Origin of the sequence: Pantoea vagans (genome assembly GCF_004792415.1) — a bacterium.
Classification (GTDB): Bacteria; Pseudomonadota; Gammaproteobacteria; order Enterobacterales; family Enterobacteriaceae; genus Pantoea; species Pantoea vagans.
The window spans coordinates 216,206-239,405 of sequence record NZ_CP038853.1; the positions used below are offsets into that span (position 1 = coordinate 216,206).

Below are 23,200 nucleotides of genomic sequence, written 5' to 3' on the forward strand. Positions count from 1 at the left end.
TGAAACACGGTCAGATCGGAAAGACGCAAAACCCGCCATCCATGGCACGCTCGGCCCGCGCCGTCCATGGCGCGGGACGCTTTCCTCTTCTGCCCATGTTTCCTGCGCCCTGACCATATTTGTTGCGGCTGACTTCACCCCTGGCCAGTACGGTCTTAACAATTTCAATACGGGAACCTCAGGGTTCCCGTTTTTGTTTACGCTTTACGCGTCAGCAGAACGCCGCATTCCATATGGTGGGTATAGGGGAACTGATCAAACAGCGCCAGCCGCGTTACCTCATGCGTTTCTGACAGCGTCTGCAGATTGTCGCTCAGGGTTTGCGGGTTGCAGGAGATGTAAAGGATACGCGGATAGGCCTGCACCATTTTCACCGTCTCTTCATCCAGTCCGCTGCGCGGCGGATCGACAAAAATCGTCTCGCATTCGTAGCTGGTCAGGTCAATCCCTTCCAGACGATTAAAGCTGCGTACGCCATTCATCGCCTGCGTAAACTCTTCCGCTGCCATGCGAATGATCTGCACGTTATCAATCTGGTTCACGGCGATGTTGTATTGCGCCGAGGCAACAGAGGGTTTAGCGATTTCTGTCGCCAGCACGCGGCGGAAATTACGCGCCAGCGCCAGCGAGAAGTTACCATTGCCGCAATAAAGCTCCAGCAGATCACCCTGTGAATCCTGCGTCACATCCAGCGCCCACTCCAGCATCTGAATATTCATCGCCGCGTTAGGCTGGGTAAAACTGTTCTCGACCTGACGATAGATAATCTCACGACCCGCCACGGGCAGACATTCGTCTACATAGTCGCGATCCAGACAGATTTTGGTTTTGGTCGCACGGCCAATCAGCTGCACGTCCAGCCCTTCCGCGCGTAGCTGGTCACGCAGCGCTGCAGCTGCCTGCTGCCATTCATCATCCAGCTTGCGGTGATAGAGCAGTGAAATCACAATCTGATTGCTCATGGTCGACAGATAGTCGATCTGGAACAGTTTATGACGCAGGGTGCGGTTATCACGGATCGCGGCGATCATCTTTGGCATCAGCTGGTTGATCAACTGGCTGGCCGCCGGGAACTGATCAACACGGATCCGCTCGCGTGTCTGCTGATCAAAAATGATGTGATAGATATCATCGCCGTCGTGCCACAGGCGAAATTCAGCGCGCATCCGATAGTGGCTGACCGGCGAACGGAACACCTCCACGTCGGGCGCAGCAAACGGCGTCATCATCGTCTCTAAACGACTGACTTTTTCCGCCAGCTGTGCGTCATACTCTTCAATGGGGAGATGTTCGGGTGTCATGAGCAATCCTGATTAATAGCTTACCAGCGGGCGATTGTAGGCATTCACTTGCTGATGTCCAGTCCTGCAGCGAGAAGATATTTAGCAGTCTGGACTTCCGTATCTCCACTCCGTAGACTGCAAGCGCCGGCCTCAAGCCCGAGTTAATAGGGAATCCAGTGTGAATCTGGAGCTGACGCGCAGCGGTAAGGAATGTCGTGATGTGTGCAAGTGCAGACACTGTCCTGCGGGATGGGAAGTCATCATCACCTATGGTTCCCAGCCCGAAGACCTGCCGGTGTAACGTCGCTACTCGTTCAATCATCGCGTTCTATTGATTGTCGGCCCGCGGCATCCTGCTTCGTCTTATGGATGCGATTAAAAATGACTAAAAAAACCGCATCGCTGTTCGCGCTGAGCGCAACGGCGATTTCCCTCTGGGCGCAAAACGGTTTTGCGCAGGGCAATGATGATACGCAAATCGTCACTGCCAACCGTTTTGCTGAACCCGTTTCAGGTGTGCTGGCACCGACCACCGTCGTCACGCGTGATGAGATTGATCGCTGGCAGGCCAAAAGCCTGACGGATGTGATGCGGCGTCTGCCGGGTGTCGATGTCGCACAGAATGGCGGACTGGGGCAGCAGAGTTCACTGTTTATTCGGGGAACCGAGTCCCGACATGTGCTGATCCTGATTGATGGTATCCGGCTTAATCAGGCGGGTATCAGCGGTTCATCTGACCTCAGCCAGATCCCTCTGTCGCTGGTGCAGCGCATCGAATATGTTCGCGGCGCGCGGTCTGCGGTTTACGGTTCTGATGCGATTGGCGGCGTGGTGAATATCATTACAGGTCGATCGCAACCGGGTACCACGCTGACGGCGGGCATGGGGTCAAATGGTTATCAGACATACGATGGTTCCACCCAGCAGAAACTGAGTGATGCGACAAAGCTGACCCTGGCTGGCAACTACACCTATACCAAAGGGTATGACGTGGTGGCGGGCTATCCCAATGACTATGGTCCGGCGCAGCACGATCGCGACGGCTTCATGAGCAAAACGTTGTATGGCAACCTTGAGCATCAGTTCAGCGATGAACTCAGCGGTTTTGTGCGCGGCTATGGGTTTGATAACCGTACCGCCTACGACGGGTCATACACTTATGATGACAGCTTCACTAATATCATCGGTCTGGCCGATACCCGTCAGCTCTACAGTCAGACCTGGGACACCGGGTTACGCTTCAACCGTGACATTTACTCTACCCAGCTCATCGCCAGTTACGGCCATACCAAAGACATTAACTACGATCCGCGCAATGGCCGTTATGGCGCTGCATCCACCTTTGATGATGTCACCCAGTACAACCTGCAATGGGGCAACACCGTGCAGGTGGGGCAGGGCGCCGTCAGCGCCGGTGTTGACTGGCAGAAAGAGACGACCGAGCCTGGCACGAACTATCTGTCAGCGGGCTATGAGCAGCGTAACACCGGCCTTTACCTGACCGGCCAGCAGCAGTTTGGCAGCGTCACCCTTGAAGGTGCGGTACGCGGTGACGACAACAATCAATTCGGCTGGCATAACACCTGGCAGACGGCGGCGTCATGGGAGTTCATCTCTGGTTACCGCGCATTCGCCTCTTATGGCACTGCTTTTAAAGCACCAAATCTGTCGCAGGTTTACAGTCCGTTTTATGGTAATCGCGACCTCGATCCGGAAAAAAGTAAGCAGTGGGAAGGCGGTTTTGAAGGCCTGAGCGGGCCGGTGAACTGGCGCGTGTCGGGCTATCGCAATGACATTGATAACCTGATTGAAGGCGATCCGCAGACCTTCCGCTACTACAACATTGAGCAGGCGCGTATTAAAGGCGTTGAAGCCACCGCCGGATTTGATACCGGGCCGCTGGCGCATCAGCTCTCTTACGATTATGTCGATGCGCGGGATGGCAGCACCGATCAGCCACTCATCCGCCGGGCTAAGCAACAGGTGAAGTATCAGCTCGACTGGACGCTGTATGAGTTTGACTGGTCCGTCACCTACCATTATCTGGGCGACCGTTATGATACCGACTTTAACAGCACGCCCAGCCGACGCGTGAAGTTAGGGGGAGTGAGCCTGTGGGATCTCGCCGTCTCATATCCGGTCACTTCACAACTCACGGTTCGTGGTAGAATTGCCAACCTGTTCGATAAAGATTACGAGACAGTGTATGGCTATCAGACTCCAGGACGAGAGTATTACCTCAGCGGCAGCTACAACTTCTGATTTGCGCCCTACCGTGCTGGTGTTTGATTCCGGCGTCGGTGGGCTTTCTGTCTATGACGAGGTCCGTCAGCTACTGCCGGACCTGCATTATCTCTATGCCTTCGATAACGCGGGCTTCCCATACGGTGAGAAAAGCGAAACCTTCATCGTGGAGCGGGTGGTCGCTATCGTTGAGGCTATTACGCAGCACTATCCTCTCTCATTGGTCATCATCGCCTGTAATACGGCCAGCACGGTTTCATTACCCGCTTTACGTGAACGCTTTGCGTTTCCTGTGGTGGGGGTGGTGCCGGCAATTAAACCGGCCGCGCGCCTGACGCGTAATGGCGTGGTGGGATTACTGGCAACGCGGGCGACGGTACGCCGTCCTTATACCCATGAGCTGGTGTCGCAGTTTGCCGGCTCCTGCAACATTGAGATGCTGGGATCTGCCGAGCTGGTGGAGCTGGCAGAAGCGAAGCTGCACGGTGAGGAAGTTGCACTGGACGAGGTGCGCCGTATTGTCCAGCCGTGGCTGCGGATGGCTGAGCCACCGGATACGGTCGTCTTAGGCTGTACGCATTTTCCTTTACTGCGCGAAGAGCTGCAGCAGGTGTTGCCTGAAGGAACGCGTCTGATTGATTCCGGTGCGGCAATCGCCCGACGTACCGTCTGGCTGCTGGAGCATGAAGCGCCAGAAGTGCACTCCTCGCAGCAGAATGTCGCATTCTGTACGGCGCTGGATGGTGAAGCGGTACAATTATCACCCGTTTTGCAGCGTTATGGCTTCCCGTTGCTTGAAAAACTGGCGCTTTAGCGGTTTTTAGCTGAAAAAATCAGCACTCGGAATTTTATTTGAAATTAGCACTTGTCAGCCTCCGAGAACTCCCTATAATGCGCCTCCACTGACACGGCACAACGGCTTACGAAGCACCGGGTTGAGTAGGTTCGAAATCATACGAACCAGTGAGTTAAGCGAAAATAAATGCTTGACTGACAATGCGGAAAGCGTAATATACGCAGCCCGCGCCGCAGTAAATCGCGGTATGCTCTTTAACAATTTATCAGACAATCTGTGTGGGCACTCGCAGGATTGATATCAGCGTCTCAGGACGCAACAAAATATCAAAGCCTCACGAGTGAACACATAATGAAATTCATTATGACGTTTTACAGATGAGCACCGCTTAACTTGTTTAAGCAAATCAAACTTAAATTGAAGAGTTTGATCATGGCTCAGATTGAACGCTGGCGGCAGGCCTAACACATGCAAGTCGGACGGTAGCACAGAGAGCTTGCTCTCGGGTGACGAGTGGCGGACGGGTGAGTAATGTCTGGGGATCTGCCCGATAGAGGGGGATAACCACTGGAAACGGTGGCTAATACCGCATAACGTCGCAAGACCAAAGAGGGGGACCTTCGGGCCTCTCACTATCGGATGAACCCAGATGGGATTAGCTAGTAGGCGGGGTAATGGCCCACCTAGGCGACGATCCTAGCTGGTCTGAGAGGATGACCAGCCACACTGGAACTGAGACACGGTCCAGACTCCTACGGGAGGCAGCAGTGGGGAATATTGCACAATGGGCGCAAGCCTGATGCAGCCATGCCGCGTGTATGAAGAAGGCCTTCGGGTTGTAAAGTACTTTCAGCGGGGAGGAAGGCGATGCGGTTAATAACCGCGTCGATTGACGTTACCCGCAGAAGAAGCACCGGCTAACTCCGTGCCAGCAGCCGCGGTAATACGGAGGGTGCAAGCGTTAATCGGAATTACTGGGCGTAAAGCGCACGCAGGCGGTCTGTTAAGTCAGATGTGAAATCCCCGGGCTTAACCTGGGAACTGCATTTGAAACTGGCAGGCTTGAGTCTTGTAGAGGGGGGTAGAATTCCAGGTGTAGCGGTGAAATGCGTAGAGATCTGGAGGAATACCGGTGGCGAAGGCGGCCCCCTGGACAAAGACTGACGCTCAGGTGCGAAAGCGTGGGGAGCAAACAGGATTAGATACCCTGGTAGTCCACGCCGTAAACGATGTCGACTTGGAGGTTGTTCCCCTGAGGAGTGGCTTCCGGAGCTAACGCGTTAAGTCGACCGCCTGGGGAGTACGGCCGCAAGGTTAAAACTCAAATGAATTGACGGGGGCCCGCACAAGCGGTGGAGCATGTGGTTTAATTCGATGCAACGCGAAGAACCTTACCTACTCTTGACATCCAGAGAACTTAGCAGAGATGCTTTGGTGCCTTCGGGAACTCTGAGACAGGTGCTGCATGGCTGTCGTCAGCTCGTGTTGTGAAATGTTGGGTTAAGTCCCGCAACGAGCGCAACCCTTATCCTTTGTTGCCAGCGATTCGGTCGGGAACTCAAAGGAGACTGCCGGTGATAAACCGGAGGAAGGTGGGGATGACGTCAAGTCATCATGGCCCTTACGAGTAGGGCTACACACGTGCTACAATGGCGCATACAAAGAGAAGCGACCTCGCGAGAGCAAGCGGACCTCACAAAGTGCGTCGTAGTCCGGATCGGAGTCTGCAACTCGACTCCGTGAAGTCGGAATCGCTAGTAATCGTGGATCAGAATGCCACGGTGAATACGTTCCCGGGCCTTGTACACACCGCCCGTCACACCATGGGAGTGGGTTGCAAAAGAAGTAGGTAGCTTAACCTTCGGGAGGGCGCTTACCACTTTGTGATTCATGACTGGGGTGAAGTCGTAACAAGGTAACCGTAGGGGAACCTGCGGTTGGATCACCTCCTTACCTGAAGATACCTTCCGGCGCAGTGCTCACACAGATTGTCTGATAAAAAGTAACGAGCAGAAAAAACCTCTACAGGCTTGTAGCTCAGGTGGTTAGAGCGCACCCCTGATAAGGGTGAGGTCGGTGGTTCAAGTCCACTCAGGCCTACCAAATTCGCACTCACGCTGCGTTATGTCTCCGGCTCGCATAGTTCACTATGCTTCGCGAAGACATGCCTTGCCTGAGCACGAATTGCATTTCTCACGAAGTGTACTCGGTTGAGTGGTAGTAGTGGTCTCTGCAGTAACTGTATGGGGCTATAGCTCAGCTGGGAGAGCGCCTGCCTTGCACGCAGGAGGTCAGCGGTTCGATCCCGCTTAGCTCCACCATACCGTTTAACTGTTTTTTCTGAATACTTCAGAGCGTACCGGCAACGGTGTGCTGCGAAGTATTATGCTCTTTAACAATCCGGAACAAGCTGAAAATTGAAACGACGCACCGCGTCATTCCTCCGTAATAAGGAATGACAAAGCGATGCGTTCGAGTCTCTCAAATGCTTGCAGCTCGCAGCGTTGAAAAACGCCTGTGGGTTGTGAGGTTAAGCGACTAAGCGTACACGGTGGATGCCCAGGCAGTCAGAGGCGATGAAGGACGTGCTAATCTGCGTAAAGCGACGGTAAGGTGATATGAACCGCTACAGCCGTCGATGTCCGAATGGGGAAACCCGGTGCACTCTGTGCATCATTGCAGCATGAATACATAGTGCTGCAAGGCGAACCGGGGGAACTGAAACATCTAAGTACCCCGAGGAAAAGAAATCAACCGAGATTCCCCCAGTAGCGGCGAGCGAACGGGGAGCAGCCCAGAGCCTGAATCAGCATGTGTGTTAGTGGAAGCGTCTGGAAAGTCGCAGGGTACAGGGTGATACTCCCGTACACAAAAGCGCATGTGCTGTGAGCTCGATGAGTAAGGCGGGACACGTGGTATCCTGTCTGAATATGGGGACCATCCTCCAAGGCTAAATACTCCTGACTGACCGATAGTGAACCAGTACCGTGAGGGAAAGGCGAAAAGAACCCCGGCGAGGGGAGTGAAACAGAACCTGAAACCGTGTACGTACAAGCAGTGGGAGCCTTCTTTATGGGGGTGACTGCGTACCTTTTGTATAATGGGTCAGCGACTTATATTCTGTAGCAAGGTTAACCGTATAGGGGAGCCGCAGGGAAACCGAGTCTTAACTGGGCGTTAAGTTGCAGGGTATAGACCCGAAACCCGGTGATCTAGCCATGGGCAGGTTGAAGGTTGGGTAACACTAACTGGAGGACCGAACCGACTAATGTTGAAAAATTAGCGGATGACCTGTGGCTGGGGGTGAAAGGCCAATCAAACCGGGAGATAGCTGGTTCTCCCCGAAAGCTATTTAGGTAGCGCCTCGTGAACTCATCTTCGGGGGTAGAGCACTGTTTCGGCTAGGGGGCCATCCCGGCTTACCAACCCGATGCAAACTGCGAATACCGAGGAATGTTATCACGGGAGACACACGGCGGGTGCTAACGTCCGTCGTGAAGAGGGAAACAACCCAGACCGCCAGCTAAGGTCCCAAAGTCATGGTTAAGTGGGAAACGATGTGGGAAGGCACAGACAGCCAGGATGTTGGCTTAGAAGCAGCCATCATTTAAAGAAAGCGTAATAGCTCACTGGTCGAGTCGGCCTGCGCGGAAGATGTAACGGGGCTAAACCATGCACCGAAGCTGCGGCAGCGACACTATGTGTTGTTGGGTAGGGGAGCGTTCTGTAAGCCGTCGAAGGTGTGCTGTGAGGCATGCTGGAGGTATCAGAAGTGCGAATGCTGACATAAGTAACGATAAAGCGGGTGAAAAGCCCGCTCGCCGGAAGACCAAGGGTTCCTGTTCAACGTTAATCGGAGCAGGGTGAGTCGACCCCTAAGGCGAGGCCGAAAGGCGTAGTCGATGGGAAACAGGTTAATATTCCTGTACTCGGTGTTACTGCGAAGGGGGGACGGAGAAGGCTATATCAGCCGGGCGACGGTTGTCCCGGTTTAAGCGTGTAGGCGGAGGGTCCAGGTAAATCCGGTCCCTTATCAACGCTGAGGCGTGACGACGAGGCACTACGGTGCTGAAGTGATAAATGCCCAGCTTCCAGGAAAAGCCTCTAAGCATCAGGTAACACAGAATCGTACCCCAAACCGACACAGGTGGTCAGGTAGAGAATACCAAGGCGCTTGAGAGAACTCGGGTGAAGGAACTAGGCAAAATGGTGCCGTAACTTCGGGAGAAGGCACGCTGGCGCGTAGGTGGAGGGACTTGCTCCCCGAGCCGAAGCCAGTCGAAGATACCAGCTGGCTGCAACTGTTTATTAAAAACACAGCACTGTGCAAACACGAAAGTGGACGTATACGGTGTGACGCCTGCCCGGTGCCGGAAGGTTAATTGATGGGGTTATCCGCAAGGAGAAGCTCTTGATCGAAGCCCCGGTAAACGGCGGCCGTAACTATAACGGTCCTAAGGTAGCGAAATTCCTTGTCGGGTAAGTTCCGACCTGCACGAATGGCGTAATGATGGCGAGGCTGTCTCCACCCGAGACTCAGTGAAATTGAACTCGCTGTGAAGATGCAGTGTACCCGCGGCAAGACGGAAAGACCCCGTGAACCTTTACTACAGCTTGACACTGAACATTGAGCCTTGATGTGTAGGATAGGTGGGAGGCTTTGAAGCGCGGACGCCAGTCTGCGTGGAGCCAACCTTGAAATACCACCCTTTAATGTTTGATGTTCTAACGTAGGCCCGTAATCCGGGCTGCGGACAGTGTCTGGTGGGTAGTTTGACTGGGGCGGTCTCCTCCTAAAGAGTAACGGAGGAGCACGAAGGTCAGCTAATCACGGTCGGACATCGTGAGGTTAGTGCAATGGCATAAGCTGGCTTGACTGCGAGAGTGACGGCTCGAGCAGGTGCGAAAGCAGGTCATAGTGATCCGGTGGTTCTGAATGGAAGGGCCATCGCTCAACGGATAAAAGGTACTCCGGGGATAACAGGCTGATACCGCCCAAGAGTTCATATCGACGGCGGTGTTTGGCACCTCGATGTCGGCTCATCACATCCTGGGGCTGAAGTAGGTCCCAAGGGTACGGCTGTTCGCCGTTTAAAGTGGTACGCGAGCTGGGTTTAGAACGTCGTGAGACAGTTCGGTCCCTATCTGCCGTGGGCGCTGGAGAATTGAGGGGGGTTGCTCCTAGTACGAGAGGACCGGAGTGAACGCACCACTGGTGTTCGGGTTGTCATGCCAATGGCATTGCCCGGTAGCTAAGTGCGGAAAAGATAAGTGCTGAAAGCATCTAAGCACGAAACTTGCCCCGAGATGAGTTCTCCCTGACCCCTTGAGGGTCCTGAAGGGACGTTGAAGACTACGACGTTGATAGGCCGGGTGTGTAAGCGCAGCGATGCGTTGAGCTAACCGGTACTAATGACCCGTGAGGCTTAACCTTACAACGCCAGAGGCGTTTTTGAGAGACACGATTTTCAGCTTATTCCGGATAAAATTAGCGGAAACGAAAGATTTTGCGGCGTGACAGGGCGCAGAGCGAAGACATCAGCGGGAGCATACTGAGGTATGTGACCGGTGTGGCTGAGCGATGGCAACGCGGTCATGGCGTGAAAGGTTCGTTTCGTGCACCAAGATTTGCCTGGCGGCTGTAGCGCGGTGGTCCCACCTGACCCCATGCCGAACTCAGAAGTGAAACGCCGTAGCGCCGATGGTAGTGTGGGGCCTCCCCATGCGAGAGTAGGGAACTGCCAGGCATCAAATTTGTTCCTTTTCCTCTGACAGGGAAAATAACGGGAACAGACGCTTATCAGCCGGTTGCTGATAAGCGTGAAAGAATCGGTGGAGCGGTAGTTCAGTTGGTTAGAATACCTGCCTGTCACGCAGGGGGTCGCGGGTTCGAGCCCCGTCCGTTCCGCCACCCTATTAGGGGCGTAGTTCAATTGGTAGAGCACCGGTCTCCAAAACCGGGTGTTGGGGGTTCGAGTCCCTCCGCCCCTGCCAGAAAACGATCCTTTGCTTCGGCAAAGGATTTTTTTTTGCCTTCAGAAAGGCAAAAAAGAAGAACCAGCTAAATCTAACTGGTCTCATCTCTTCCCTGCTTGCTTCTTTACCTGCCAATCTTTAGCTGTTTTGCCTGACCAGAATCGGGAATTTAAGCAACTGCCGGATATGCGCCTGCTGATCGCTGTTCTGCAACCAGACAGCATAGAGCGGACGAACGGCGACGGGCGTATCCGGAATTACCATCAACTCACTGTAAACACCTTGCCAGAAGTCAGGCAGGAACGCGCACGCGCCGGTGGTATGCAGCAGTTCACGGGTAACATGCGCCGACGTGGTGGTCAGTACTGGCACATCATCCGCCCCGGAAAGGTAGCTCTGATGCTGATGAAAATCTGCTCCCCATTCCAGTTTAATGTAATCATATTTTTCGCGTTTCTCGCTCTGCCGGGCGCAGAACAGCGCCAGCGAGATATGACCAATCTGCTGACTGGTTAACTCATCCATTTTAGGCGCTTCAGTGGTGATCAACAGATCCAGCTGGCGTTCATGGAGCTGCTTAACCAGCAGGTGTCGTTGTGCCACGCGCGCTTCTAAATGCAGGCTTTCACGATTCTCATACAGCGTCTGTAGCCACGGCGTCAGATAAGCCTCCCATAGCGATGCACTGGCACCGATCGAAAGCTCATGGTGCTGCTGAGTGTGGGAAACCTCCTTCTTTGCCATCATCCAGGTGCTCATCAGGCTTTCAGCATAGGGAAGCAGGCGCTCTCCGGCCGCTGTCAGACGTATATTATTGCGATGCCGTGTAAAAAGGTTAACGCCAAGCTGATTCTCTAACTGGCGGATGCGAAAACTGACAGCAGATTGCGTAAGGTAAAGTGCTTCTGCAGCACGCCCGAAATGGCGTGTTCTGCTCACTTCCAGGAAAGTTTTCAGTAATTCCGTATCCACAGCGTTCTCCCAAAAAATGTTTGTCGTATAGATTTAAATGTTTTGTTTTACACTCTGTCAAGCCTATCTAATACTCCGCGCCATTAACAGCACGGCATTAGAAAATCAGGAGCGTGTAACATGGCGGAAAGCTTCTCAACAGAGAATCGTTTCTTTGATAACAAACATTACCCGCGTGGTTTCTCACGCCACGGTGACTTTACTATTAAAGAAGCTCAGCTTCTTGAACGCCACGGTTTCGCCTTTAATGAGCTGGATTTATCAAAGCGTGAGCCTGCAACAGAAGAAGAACGTCTGTTTATTGAAGTATGTCGTGGCGTGCGTGAGCCGCAAACGGAAGCCGAACGTGTATGGTCTAAATATATGACCCGCATTAAGCGTCCTAAACGTTTTCATACGCTGTCCGGCGGTAAACCGCAGATGGACACCGTCGAAGACTTTACCGACAGCGACGATTAACAGAGAAGGGGCGAAAGCCCCTTTTTTTATTGCAGGCTGTTATGCAGATGAATCATTAAACGATCAATCGTGCGATAACTGACAGCTTCCTGTAGATGATGCCGGCTGATCTCTGTATCTCCCGCCAGATCGGCCACGGTACGCGCCACCTTCAAAATCCGCTGCCATGCCCGTACAGATAAACCCAGTTTCTCCAGTACTGACTCCAGCCACTCCGCATCCTCCTTAGCTGGCTGACACCAGCGCATAATCTCCGCATTGTTTAAATGCGCATTAATTTTTCCTGCACGGGTCAGCTGAATCTCCCGCGCCGCGACCACCCGATGACGAACCCGTTCAGACGTTTCTGCTGCAGGGCGTTGACCGCTAAGCATTCCACCTGGAAGTAGCGGCACCTCCAGCGAAAGATCAAAACGATCGAGAAAAGGGCCGGACAGCTTGCTGAGATAACGCAGCACCTGCTGAGGTGAGGTGCGGTTATGCTGTCCCTGATAATGTCCGGTTGGACTTGGGTTCATAGCAGCAATCAGCTGAAATCGTGCCGGATAGGCGACTTTTGCGCGGGCACGCGAAATAGCGATGACACCCGACTCTAATGGCTCGCGCAGAGAGTCCAGCACCTTGCGATCAAATTCCGGCAACTCATCCAGAAATAGCACGCCGTTATGCGCCAGTGAGATCTCGCCGGGGCGTGGCAGCGATCCACCACCAATCAAAGCATAGAGAGAGGCGCTATGGTGAGGCGACCTGAAAGGCCGGGTACGCCATTGTCGGTGCAGAGTACTGCTATTGTTCACCAGGCTGGCGATTGCCGCGCATTCCAGTGCTTCCTGATCGGTTAAAGAAGGCATGATGCCGGGCAGTCGGGTGGCAAGCATGGTTTTACCGGTGCCAGGCGGGCCAATCAGCAACAGGTTATGCCCGCCAGCCGCCGTGATCTCCAGCGCTCTGCGTCCCTGTTCCTGACCAATAATATCTGCGAGGTCGTCAGCAGGTGGATTGCCCTGATGCTCAGGAGACTGGGCTGTCGGTAACGTGAGTTCATTGCGCAGAAAAGTGCATACGTCGCTGAGGTGAGAGGCGATCAGCGATGATCCCTGACGGATAAGTCCGGCATCTGCCTGATTCTCAGCAGAGAGAACCAGCTGTCGTCCAGCCTGAATTGCTACCATGGCTGCCGGAATCGCGCCCTGAACACCGCACAGCGCGCCGTCGAGTGCCAGTTCACCCAGAAACTCATAGTGCGTCAGCTTGTCGGCAGGAAGCTGCTCAGAGGCGACCAGAATGGCGATGGCCATAGGTAAGTCATACCGTCCGCCCTCTTTGGGTAAGTCCGCTGGAGCCAGATTGATGGTGACCCGCTTTGCCGGAAAGGTGAAACCGCTGTTGATAATGGCGCTGCGTACGCGCTCAGGCGCTTCTTTGACCGTGGTTTCCGGCAGACCCACCAGGGTCAAGGCAGGCAGGCCGTTACTGATATGTGCCTCAATGGTCACCAGCGGGGCTTCCACCCCCAGTGCTGCCCGGGTCAGAACTTTTGACAATGACATACTCGCTCCTTGTTGCCGTCAGTCTGGTGACTGCATCAAAGAAAAGCGAGCACAGCATCAGCACAATTCGGGCCATCGCACACCCCATCGAAAGTTGTTTCATGGCGTTTTAAAACGCTGCGCGACAGTACGCAAATTCATCGAAATATTATTACGTCCCTGAAGTGATGAATAATTATCATTATGTAATTATTTGTTGTATTACAGATTGATAGGCCTTGATTCAGCGCAACAAGCTAAAATAAATCTGTAAAAAAAGTTGTGTCATGCCCCCTGACTATGATAACTCTGTAGGCATTACTTCGAACACGAAAAAGAATTGAACAACACATGAAAGCCCTTCTACAAGTGATTAGCCTGGTCGTGATTAGCGTGGTGGTGGTTATTAACCTACCGTGCGGGGCAACGCTTGGAGAAAGAAAGGCTTAAAAATCAAGCCTCGAATCCGAAAAAACCCCCGCACCGAAAGGTCCGGGGGTTTTTTTTCGACCCGAGGAAATATCAGTAAATCCACAAGGAACAAACAATGAACAGTAGCATAAAATTCTGTTGTTCCGGTCAGGACACAGGAGAATAGCGATGACAGGTGCACAGTGGGTAGTTCAGGCTTTACGCGCGCAGGGTGTTGATACCGTATTTGGTTACCCTGGCGGCGCCATCATGCCGGTATACGACGCGCTTTATGATGGCGGCGTGGAACACCTACTGTGTCGTCACGAGCAGGGCGCTGTGATGGCGGCAATCGGCTATGCCCGTTCCACCGGCAAAACCGGCGTCTGTATCGCTACTTCCGGCCCCGGCGCGACAAACCTGATCACCGGTCTGGCGGATGCCATGATGGACTCAGTGCCGGTTGTGGCGGTAACGGGTCAGGTCACCTCGGCCTTCATCGGCACCGATGCCTTTCAGGAGATTGACGTACTGGGACTCTCTCTGGCCTGCACCAAGCACAGCTTCCTGGTGGAATCGCTGGATGAGCTGCCGGCCATCATGGCGGAAGCTTTTGCGCTGGCGCAGTCAGGCCGTCCTGGCCCGGTACTGGTTGATATCCCGAAAGACATTCAGATTGCACAAGGTGAACCCGCGCCGCATCTGGTTCCGGTTGAAGAAGGAAATGCGCTGCCGCATCAGGCGATTGACCAGGCACGTGCACTGATAGCGCAGGCCAGAAAGCCCATGCTCTACGTTGGCGGCGGTGTTGGTCTGGCGCAGGCGGTTCCGGCACTGCGTGCGCTGGCAGAAGAGACCGGCATTCCGGCGGTTGCTACCCTGAAGGGACTGGGCAGTGTGGACCCACACAGTGACGTCTATCTCGGTATGCTGGGAATGCACGGTACCAAAGCCGCTAACCTGGCCGTACAGGCGTGTGACCTGCTGATCGCAGTCGGTGCCCGTTTCGACGACCGCGTCACCGGCAAGCTGGATACCTTCGCACCGCACGCCAGCGTCATTCATCTCGATATCGACCCCGCTGAATTAAACAAATTACGTCGCGCGCATGTCTCTCTGCAGGGCGACCTTAACGAACTGCTGCCCGCCCTGAGTCAGCCTTTGCACATCAACGCCTGGCGCGATGAGGTGCAGGCACTGAAAGCCAGCCATACATGGCGCTACGACCATCCGGGCGACGCGATCTATGCGCCGCTGCTGCTGAAGCAGCTTTCCGATCGCAAACCGGCCAATGCCGTCGTCACCACTGATGTTGGTCAGCACCAGATGTGGACAGCGCAACATATGGATTTCAGCGCGCCGGAGAACTTCATCACCTCCAGCGGCTTAGGCACCATGGGCTTTGGTTTACCTGCTGCCATCGGTGCGCAGGTTGCACGTCCGGACGATACAGTGATCTGTGTCTCGGGCGATGGCTCCATCATGATGAACATCCAGGAGCTGGGCACCATCAAGCGCGGCAGGCTGCCGGTCAAAATCGTACTGATGGATAACCAGCGTCTGGGCATGGTGCGCCAGTGGCAGCAGCTCTTTTTCGATGGTCGCTACAGTGAAACTAACCTGTCCGACAATCCCGACTTCCTCACGCTGGCCAGCGCGTTCAACATTCCCGGCCAGCGCATTACCCGTAAAGATCAGGTCGACGACGCCCTTGATGCTCTGCTGAACAGCGAAGGTCCTTACTTCCTGCATGTTGCAATAGATGAGCATGAAAACGTCTGGCCACTGGTACCGCCGGGTGCCAGCAATGCAAACATGATGGAGAAAACCGTATGAACCAGCATCAATTGTCTATCGAAGCCCGTTTCCGCCCTGAAATTTTAGAGCGCATTTTACGCGTCGTGCGTCACCGCGGTTTTCAGGTCTGTTCTATGAACATGGCCTCAGTCGGCAACGCAGAAAACATTAATATTGAAATGACCGTTGCCAGCCAGCGCTCCGTCGATTTACTGTCTTCGCAGTTAAGTAAATTAATTGACGTTGCATGCGTTCAGATTCAACAACAGACAACACAACAAATCCGCGCGTAGCCGCGAGAGGGAATAACAATGAGCACGAAGAAAGCAGACTTTATTTGGTTCAATGGCGAGATGGTTAAGTGGGAAGATGCGAAGGTCAGCGTCATGTCCCACGCGTTGCACTACGGTACGTCGGTATTTGAAGGCGTGCGCTGCTACGACTCTCACAAAGGACCGGTTGTGTTCCGTCATCGTGAACACATGCAACGTCTGCACGACTCCGCCAAAATCTACCGCTTCCCGATTAAAAGCAGCGTTGATGAGCTGATGGAAGCGTGCCGCGAAGTCATCCGCGTGAACAAACTGAAAAGTGCTTATATCCGTCCGCTGGCCTTTGTCGGCGACGTGGGCCTGGGCGTGAACCCGCCAGATGGCTTCACTACCGACGTGATCATTGCCGCCTTCCCGTGGGGCGCTTACCTGGGCGCTGAAGCGCTGGAAAACGGCATCGATGCCATGGTCTCTTCATGGAACCGCGTAGCACCAAATACCCTGCCAACCGCCGCTAAAGCGGGTGGTAACTACCTCTCCTCGCTGCTGGTGGGCAGCGAAGCCCGTCGTCATGGCTATCAGGAAGGCATTGCGCTGGATACTAATGGCCTGATCTCAGAAGGCGCTGGCGAAAACCTGTTTGAAGTTAAAGATGGCGTGCTCTATACCCCGCCATTTACCTCTTCGGCACTGCCGGGCATTACCCGCGATGCGATTATCACGCTGGCGCGTGATATGGGCATTGAAGTGCGTGAGCAGACTCTGTCGCGTGAATCTCTCTATCTGGCTGACGAAGTCTTTATGTCTGGCACCGCGGCAGAAATCACACCGGTGCGCAGCGTTGACCGCATTCAGGTGGGCGAAGGCAAATGTGGTCCGGTCACCAAACGTGTCCAGCAGGCCTTCTTTGGTCTGTTCACTGGCGAAACAGAAGACAAATGGGGCTGGTTAGATCCGGTTAACCCATAATCAGATACAGCGCGGGCGTCATCTGACGTCCGCGAGCTAATTCTTACTGGAGTAAATAGAGCATGCCTAAGTACCGTTCCGCCACTACCACCCACGGCCGCAATATGGCGGGTGCCCGTGCCTTATGGCGCGCGACAGGAATGACCGACGACGATTTCGGCAAGCCGATTATCGCTGTGGTTAACTCATTCACCCAATTTGTCCCTGGCCACGTTCACCTCCGCGATCTGGGTAAACTCGTCGCTGAGCAGATCGAAGCAGCGGGCGGTGTGGCTAAAGAGTTCAACACCATCGCGGTGGATGACGGTATTGCCATGGGTCATGGCGGCATGCTGTATTCACTGCCTTCGCGTGAGCTGATTGCTGACTCGGTCGAGTACATGGTCAACGCGCACTGCGCCGACGCCATGGTCTGCATCTCCAACTGCGATAAAATCACCCCAGGCATGCTGATGGCGTCTCTGCGCCTCAATATTCCGGTGATCTTCGTTTCTGGCGGACCGATGGAAGCGGGTAAAACCAAGCTTTCTGACCAGATCATCAAGCTGGACCTGGTGGATGCGATGATTCAGGGTGCCAATCCGAATGTCAGCGATGCCGACAGCGATCAGATCGAACGCTCTGCCTGTCCGACCTGCGGCTCCTGTTCCGGTATGTTCACCGCCAACTCGATGAACTGCCTGACCGAAGCACTCGGCCTGTCGCAGCCTGGTAATGGTTCACTGCTGGCCACGCACGCCGATCGCAAAGAGCTGTTCATCAATGCCGGTAAGCGCATCGTCAGCCTGACCAAGCGCTACTATGAGCAGGATGACGTCAACATGCTGCCGCGTAACATCGCGAACAAGGCCGCTTTCGAGAACGCCATGATGCTGGATATCGCCATGGGCGGCTCCACCAACACTGTGCTGCACCTGCTGGCGGCGGCACAGGAAGGCGACATCGACTTCAACATCTCCGACATCGATCGCCTGTCACGTAAAGTGCCTCAGCTTTGTAAAGTCGCGCCAAGTACCCCGAAATACCACATGGAAGATGTGCATCGCGCAGGTGGCGTTTTCGCGATTCTGGGCGAGCTGGATCGCGCAGGTCTGTTCGACAGCAGCGCGCGCAACATCCTGCAGCAGACGATGCGTGAAACGCTGGATCAGTACGACATCATGCTGACCAAAGATCAGGCGGTAAAAGATATGTTCCGCGCGGGCCCGGCGGGCATCCGTACTACCCAGGCATTCTCGCAGAACTGCCGCTGGGACACGCTGGATGATGACCGTGCCGAAGGCTGTATCCGCACCCGCGAAAACGCTTACTCACAGGATGGCGGTCTGGCCGTGCTGTACGGCAATATTGCCGAAGATGGCTGTATCGTCAAAACCGCGGGCGTCGACAAAGAGATCCTGACCTTCACCGGTCCGGCCAAAGTCTATGAAAGCCAGGATGACGCGGTAGAAGCGATTCTGGGCGGCAAAGTAGTCGCAGGCGACGTGGTCGTCATCCGCTATGAAGGACCAAAAGGCGGGCCGGGCATGCAGGAAATGCTCTATCCGACCACCTATCTGAAATCGATGGGTCTGGGCAAAAGCTGCGCACTGATTACCGACGGTCGTTTCTCCGGCGGTACATCAGGCCTCTCTATCGGCCATGCTTCGCCTGAAGCGGCCAACGGCGGCACTATTGCGCTGGTCAAAGATGGCGACACCATTGAAATCGATATCCCTAACCGCGGCATCAAACTCGCTGTGCCGGATAACGAACTGCACGCCCGCCGTGAAGAGCAGCAGGCACGTGGCGATGCGGCGTATACGCCGGTCAATCGTCAGCGTGAAGTCTCCTTTGCGCTGCGTGCTTACGCATTACTCGCGACCAGTGCTGACAAAGGTGCCGTCCGCGATAAGAGCAAGCTGGGAGGCTAACCATGGCCGAGTCTCAACCGCTACCCGACGCGCCATGCGGCGCGGAGTATCTGCGCGCAGTGCTGCGTTCACCGGTGTATGAAGTGGCACAGGTGACGCCGCTGCAGGTTATGGAAAAAATTTCATCGCGTCTCGGCAACACCATTCTGGTGAAGCGGGAGGATCGCCAGCCGGTACACAGTTTCAAGCTACGCGGTGCCTACGCGATGATTGCCGGTCTGAACGAAGAGCAGAAAGCGCGCGGCGTGGTGACGGCATCAGCCGGTAACCATGCGCAGGGCGTGGCGCTCTCCGCGACGAAGCTCGGCATCAAGTCACTGATTGTGATGCCGCTGGCGACCGCAGACATCAAGGTTGATGCGGTGCGCGCATTTGGCGGTGAGGCTTTTCTGTTTGGGGCCAACTTTGACGAGGCGAAAGCTAAAGCGATAGAGCTCGCTGAACAGCGTGGCTACACCTTCGTGCCGCCGTTTGACCATCCGGCTGTGATTGCCGGACAGGGCACGCTGGCGATGGAGCTGCTGCAGCAGGATGCGCACCTCGACCGGGTCTTTGTCCCGGTAGGTGGCGGCGGTCTGGCCGCGGGCGTTGCGGTGCTGATCAAGCAGCTGATGCCGCAGATCAAAGTCATCGCGGTGGAGTCAGAAGATTCAGCCTGCCTGAAAGCGGCGCTGGACGCCGGTCATCCGGTCGATCTGCCACGCGTCGGGCTGTTTGCCGAAGGCGTCGCGGTCAAACGAATTGGCAGCGAAACCTTCCGGCTCTGTCAGGCCTACATTGATGACATCATCACCGTCGACAGCGATGCGATTTGCGCTGCGATGAAAGACCTGTTCGAAGATGTTCGTGCCGTGGCGGAGCCGTCTGGCGCGCTGGCGCTGGCGGGCATGAAGAAGTATATCCAGCAGCACGACATCAAAGGCGAGCGGCTGGCGCATGTCTTGTCCGGTGCCAACGTCAACTTCCACGGCCTGCGTTACGTCTCCGAGCGTTGCGAGCTGGGCGAACAGCGTGAAGCGCTGCTGGCCGTCACCATCCCGGAACAGCAGGGCAGCTTCCTGCGTTTCTGTCAGACGCTGGGCGGACGTTCAATCACCGAGTTCAACTATCGCTACGCGGACGCGGATAAAGCCTGCATTTTTGTTGGTGTACGTCTGACGCGTGGCGTGGAAGAGCGCAGCGAAATCATCAGCGAGCTCACCCGCGGCGGTTATCAGGTGGTCGATCTGTCAGATGATGAGATGGCAAAACTGCATGTGCGTTACATGGTGGGCGGACGTCCATCCAAGCCGCTGCGTGAACGGCTCTTCAGCTTTGAATTCCCGGAGGCGCCGGGCGCGTTGCTGAAGTTCCTGCAGACGCTGGGCACCCACTGGAATATCTCGCTGTTTCACTATCGCAGCCATGGCACCGATTACGGTCGTGTGCTGGCGGCTTTTGAACTCGGCTGCGATGAGCCACGTTTCGAGGAGCATCTCACCGACCTGGGTTACGACTTTCACGACGAAAGCCAGAACCCGGCGTTCCGCTTCTTCCTGTCAGGCCACTGATTACAGCTGGCTCCAGAAAGCACTAATCAGCGGCTCTCCGAGCCGCTTTTTCTGCACGCAGATGCCGAGTTCGAACGGCGCAACCGAGTCAATATTCTCCAGCAACAGCACGCGGTTCCGCACCGGATCCGGACTGTTCTCAAGCACCACATCCGGCAACAGTGCAATACCGCAACCCAGCGCCACCATCGAGACAATCGCTTCATGGCCCGATACCGTGGCGTAAATCACCGGATTCGGGATGCGCTGGCGGCGAAACCAGAGATCGATACGCCGCCGTGCCGGTCCCTGCACCGGCAGGATAAACGGAATTTTTGACCAGTCGGGCTGCGGCTGGGTGGCCTGGGTGCGAACAGCACAGGGCAGTGCGGGCGCAATCAGCACCAGCGGGATCAGCCCCAGTGGCATAAAATCAATGCTGGCGGGCAGGGTTTCAGGCCGTCCGGCAATCGCCAGATCGGCATCGCCGGAGTGGACTTTTTCCACCGCATCCGCAGCATCACCGGTATCCAGTTTGATTTCGACCTGCGGATGTTCCGCGCGAAAGCGATCGAGAATCGGCGGCAGATGACTGTAGGCCGCCGTCACAGAACAGAACAGTCGCAGTTCGCCGCTGAGTGACGGGCCGTTAAGATCCATCACATGGCGCAGTTGCTGATACTGCAACAGCGTCTGCTGGGCAAACTGGCGCAGGCGTTCTCCCGCTTCCGTCAGCGTCACGGTGCGGTTATCACGCAGAAAGAGCGCATGGCCGACATCGTCTTCAAGCCGCTGGATCTGGCGTGACAGTGTGGAAGGGCTGACGTGCATCGCACGCGCCGTGCGCCCGAAGTGGCAGCTTTCTGCCAGATGAAGAAACAGTTTCAGATCCCGTAAATCCATGCGCGCGTCGCCTCTGTTTAGTGTTGCATTTATTGCAATGTGACGTTGTTAATATATCAATTTAAGCAACAGAATTCCTGTCATATGATGGGGTCATTCGCGGCGTTGCATGACACGCCGTTCCTGAACAAAAAAAGCAAACACAACCTTACCGGAGTACCCATGGCTAACTATTTCAACACATTGAACCTGCGCAACCAGCTGGCGCAATTAGGCAAATGTCGTTTCATGGCGCGTGATGAATTCGCAGATGGTGCCAGTTTCCTGAAAGGCAAAAAAGTCGTTATCGTTGGCTGTGGCGCGCAGGGCCTGAACCAGGGTCTGAACATGCGTGATTCAGGTCTGGATGTCGCCTATGCACTGCGTGCCGAAGCGATTGCTGAGAAACGCCCTTCATGGCGCAAAGCGACCGATAACGGTTTCAAAGTGGGTACTTACGAAGATCTGATCCCGCAGGCGGACCTGGTGGTTAACCTGACGCCAGACAAGCAGCACTCTGCTGTCGTTCAGGCTGTTCAGCCGCTGATGAAAGATGGCGCTGCGCTGGGTTACTCGCACGGTTTCAACATCGTTGAAGTGGGCGAAAGCATCCGTAAAGACATCACCGTAGTCATGGTGGCACCGAAGTGCCCGGGTACTGAAGTCCGTGAAGAGTACAAGCGCGGCTTTGGTGTTCCGACGCTGATCGCGGTTCACCCGGAAAACGATCCAAAAGGCGAAGGCATGGCGATTGCTAAAGCCTGGGCAGCAGCGACCGGCGGCGATCGTGCTGGCGTGCTGGAATCCTCCTTCGTTGCAGAAGTGAAATCTGACCTGATGGGTGAGCAGACCATCCTGTGCGGCATGCTGCAGGCGGGTTCACTGCTCTGCTTCGACAAGCTGGTGGCTGAAGGTACGGACCCGGCTTACGCAGAAAAACTGATTCAGTTCGGCTGGGAAACCATCACCGAGTCACTGAAATTTGGTGGCATCACCCTGATGATGGACCGCCTCTCTAACCCGGCTAAACTGCGTGCTTATGCGCTGTCAGAGCAGCTGAAAACCATCATGGCGCCGCTGTTCCAGAAGCACATGGATGACATCATTTCCGGCGAATTCTCTTCTGGCATGATGGCTGACTGGGCTAACGATGATAAAAACCTGCTGACCTGGCGTGAAGAGACCGGCCAGACCGCATTCGAAACTGCCTCACAGTATGAAGGCAAAATCGAAGAGCAGGAGTACTACGATAAAGGTGTTGTGATGGTTGCGATGGTTAAAGCGGGCGTTGAGCTGGCGTTTGAAACCATGGTCGATGCCGGCATCATTGAAGAGTCCGCTTACTACGAATCCCTGCATGAGCTGCCGCTGATCGCGAACACCATCGCACGTAAGCGTCTGTATGAAATGAACGTAGTTATCTCTGATACCGCCGAATATGGTAACTACCTGTTCTCCTTCGCTGCGGTGCCGCTGCTGAAAGAGTTCATGACCACGCTGCAGCCAGGCGATCTGGGTAAAGCGGTTGAAGGCACGCAGGTCGACAACGCGCAGCTGCGTGACGTCAACGAAGCCGTTCGCCAGCATCCGATTGAAACTGTTGGCCGCAAACTGCGTGGCTATATGACCGATATGAAGCGTATCGCTGTCGCGGGCTAATAACCGGCAACACAGTTTTCAGCAAAACAAACCCCGGCTTGCCGGGGTTTTTTGTTTGTGAACACAGCCTGCATTGCTATAAGACCGTGCCTGCACAGGCAACACGGTCAGATCGGAAAGGCGCTTAAGCCAATCCCTGGCCGCTCGGCCCGCACGATTACGCACCTCATCCCTGAGGTGCGCCCGTAAACGGGCCAACGCTTTGCGTTGTTCAAAAACGCTCCCGGCGTTTTTGTCCCTGGCGCGGGACGCTTTCCTCTTCTGCCCGTGTTGCCTGTGTCCTTAAGCTTCTTCATTGCTGCCAATATCACTACGCCTTTAAACGCGATTCAGCTTTTTCGAACAGACAACTAATCCACTTCAAGCGATGGGAGCATACGCCTGTAGCAAAGCATCGCGGGCCAGGGATGGCGTCTTTTGCGTCTTTGCGAAAGGCATATGCTCCCTGAGCCTGTCACCTGACCATAAGGCGATGCTTTTTTAGCCCTTCAGAGCAGTTGTACTCTGTG

Annotated in this window: 14 protein-coding genes, 4 tRNA genes, 3 rRNA genes and 1 riboswitch; of the genes, 17 read left to right on the top strand and 4 right to left on the bottom strand. The window is 54.9% G+C overall.

Annotation, left to right across the window (positions count from 1 at the left end; all coding sequences use genetic code 11):
• Window positions 1–197 precede the first annotated feature (197 nt).
• Window positions 198–1,301 (bottom strand): tRNA (uridine(54)-C5)-methyltransferase TrmA, encoded by a 1,104-nt coding sequence (trmA, locus tag EGO56_RS01040; RefSeq protein ID WP_033734434.1) that lies wholly within the window; start codon window positions 1,299–1,301, stop codon window positions 198–200.
• A 110-nt stretch (window positions 1,302–1,411) separates the two neighbouring features.
• A riboswitch (cobalamin riboswitch) is annotated at window positions 1,412–1,594 on the top strand.
• Window positions 1,595–1,664: 70 nt separating this feature from the next.
• Here trmA and btuB point away from each other — a divergent pair.
• From btuB to EGO56_RS01085, 9 genes are all read left to right on the top strand, one after another.
• Window positions 1,665–3,545 (top strand): TonB-dependent vitamin B12 receptor BtuB, encoded by a 1,881-nt coding sequence (gene btuB / locus EGO56_RS01045; protein ID WP_135907472.1) that lies wholly within the window; start codon window positions 1,665–1,667, stop codon window positions 3,543–3,545.
• Window positions 3,490–4,341, top strand: a complete 852-nt coding sequence (murI, locus tag EGO56_RS01050) for a glutamate racemase (RefSeq protein ID WP_135907473.1) — start codon at window positions 3,490–3,492, stop codon at window positions 4,339–4,341. The genes btuB and murI overlap by 56 nt, the downstream gene beginning before the upstream one ends.
• Before the next feature lie 396 nt (window positions 4,342–4,737).
• Window positions 4,738–6,276 (top strand): 16S ribosomal RNA (locus EGO56_RS01055).
• A gap of 73 nt (window positions 6,277–6,349) precedes the next feature.
• Window positions 6,350–6,426, top strand: a tRNA-Ile gene (locus tag EGO56_RS01060).
• A gap of 142 nt (window positions 6,427–6,568) precedes the next feature.
• Window positions 6,569–6,644: transfer RNA gene (locus EGO56_RS01065), tRNA-Ala, on the top strand.
• A 207-nt stretch (window positions 6,645–6,851) separates the two neighbouring features.
• Window positions 6,852–9,757, top strand: a 23S ribosomal RNA gene (locus EGO56_RS01070).
• A gap of 197 nt (window positions 9,758–9,954) precedes the next feature.
• A 5S ribosomal RNA gene (rrf, locus tag EGO56_RS01075) occupies window positions 9,955–10,070 on the top strand.
• Together the 16S, 23S and 5S rRNA genes with 4 tRNA genes alongside form the textbook arrangement of a ribosomal RNA operon.
• An 87-nt stretch (window positions 10,071–10,157) precedes the next feature.
• Window positions 10,158–10,234 (top strand) — tRNA-Asp (locus tag EGO56_RS01080).
• Between the two features lie 7 nt (window positions 10,235–10,241).
• Window positions 10,242–10,317 (top strand) — tRNA-Trp (locus EGO56_RS01085).
• A gap of 120 nt (window positions 10,318–10,437) precedes the next feature.
• On the opposite strand, the gene hdfR is transcribed toward EGO56_RS01085, so the two are convergent.
• Entirely contained in the window at window positions 10,438–11,271 is an 834-nt protein-coding gene (hdfR, locus tag EGO56_RS01090; RefSeq protein ID WP_061061087.1) for an HTH-type transcriptional regulator HdfR, read from the bottom strand.
• A 120-nt stretch (window positions 11,272–11,391) separates the two neighbouring features.
• On the opposite strand from hdfR, the gene EGO56_RS01095 reads away from it, so the two are divergent.
• Window positions 11,392–11,730 (top strand): MaoP family protein, encoded by a 339-nt coding sequence (locus EGO56_RS01095; protein ID WP_010253568.1) that lies wholly within the window; start codon window positions 11,392–11,394, stop codon window positions 11,728–11,730.
• A 26-nt stretch (window positions 11,731–11,756) separates the two neighbouring features.
• On the opposite strand, the gene EGO56_RS01100 is transcribed toward EGO56_RS01095, so the two are convergent.
• Entirely contained in the window at window positions 11,757–13,280 is a 1,524-nt protein-coding gene (locus EGO56_RS01100; protein WP_135907474.1) for a YifB family Mg chelatase-like AAA ATPase, read from the bottom strand.
• Window positions 13,281–13,610: 330 nt separating this feature from the next.
• On the opposite strand from EGO56_RS01100, the gene ilvL reads away from it, so the two are divergent.
• The 6 genes from ilvL to ilvA all read left to right on the top strand — a co-directional run bounded on the left by ilvL (window position 13,611) and on the right by ilvA (window position 20,171).
• A complete protein-coding gene (ilvL, locus tag EGO56_RS01105) occupies window positions 13,611–13,709 on the top strand; it encodes an ilv operon leader peptide (RefSeq protein WP_072101316.1) in 99 nt (32 codons plus the stop codon).
• Window positions 13,710–13,859: 150 nt separating this feature from the next.
• Window positions 13,860–15,506 carry an acetolactate synthase 2 catalytic subunit gene (gene ilvG, locus EGO56_RS01110; protein WP_135907475.1) on the top strand — a complete coding sequence of 549 codons (1,647 nt, stop codon included), beginning with the start codon at window positions 13,860–13,862 and terminating at the stop codon, window positions 15,504–15,506.
• Complete coding sequence (gene ilvM / locus EGO56_RS01115; RefSeq protein ID WP_135907476.1) at window positions 15,503–15,760, top strand: acetolactate synthase 2 small subunit; 258 nt, start codon at window positions 15,503–15,505, stop codon at window positions 15,758–15,760. The genes ilvG and ilvM overlap by 4 nt, the downstream gene beginning before the upstream one ends.
• An 18-nt stretch (window positions 15,761–15,778) precedes the next feature.
• Window positions 15,779–16,708 (top strand): branched-chain amino acid transaminase, encoded by a 930-nt coding sequence (locus EGO56_RS01120; RefSeq protein ID WP_135907477.1) that lies wholly within the window; start codon window positions 15,779–15,781, stop codon window positions 16,706–16,708.
• A 62-nt stretch (window positions 16,709–16,770) separates the two neighbouring features.
• Complete coding sequence (gene ilvD, locus EGO56_RS01125) at window positions 16,771–18,621, top strand: dihydroxy-acid dehydratase (protein ID WP_095706524.1); 1,851 nt, start codon at window positions 16,771–16,773, stop codon at window positions 18,619–18,621.
• Window positions 18,622–18,623: 2 nt separating this feature from the next.
• Window positions 18,624–20,171 (top strand): threonine ammonia-lyase, biosynthetic, encoded by a 1,548-nt coding sequence (gene ilvA / locus EGO56_RS01130; RefSeq protein ID WP_135907478.1) that lies wholly within the window; start codon window positions 18,624–18,626, stop codon window positions 20,169–20,171.
• On the opposite strand, the gene ilvY is transcribed toward ilvA, so the two are convergent.
• Window positions 20,172–21,053: an HTH-type transcriptional activator IlvY gene (gene ilvY / locus EGO56_RS01135; RefSeq protein ID WP_033734419.1), complete on the bottom strand. Its 882-nt coding sequence runs from the start codon at window positions 21,051–21,053 to the stop codon at window positions 20,172–20,174.
• Between the two features lie 162 nt (window positions 21,054–21,215).
• On the opposite strand from ilvY, the gene ilvC reads away from it, so the two are divergent.
• On the top strand, window positions 21,216–22,691 hold the full coding sequence (gene ilvC / locus EGO56_RS01140) for a ketol-acid reductoisomerase (RefSeq protein ID WP_033784686.1): 1,476 nt from the start codon (window positions 21,216–21,218) through the stop codon (window positions 22,689–22,691).
• The last annotated feature ends 509 nt before the right edge of the window (window positions 22,692–23,200 follow it).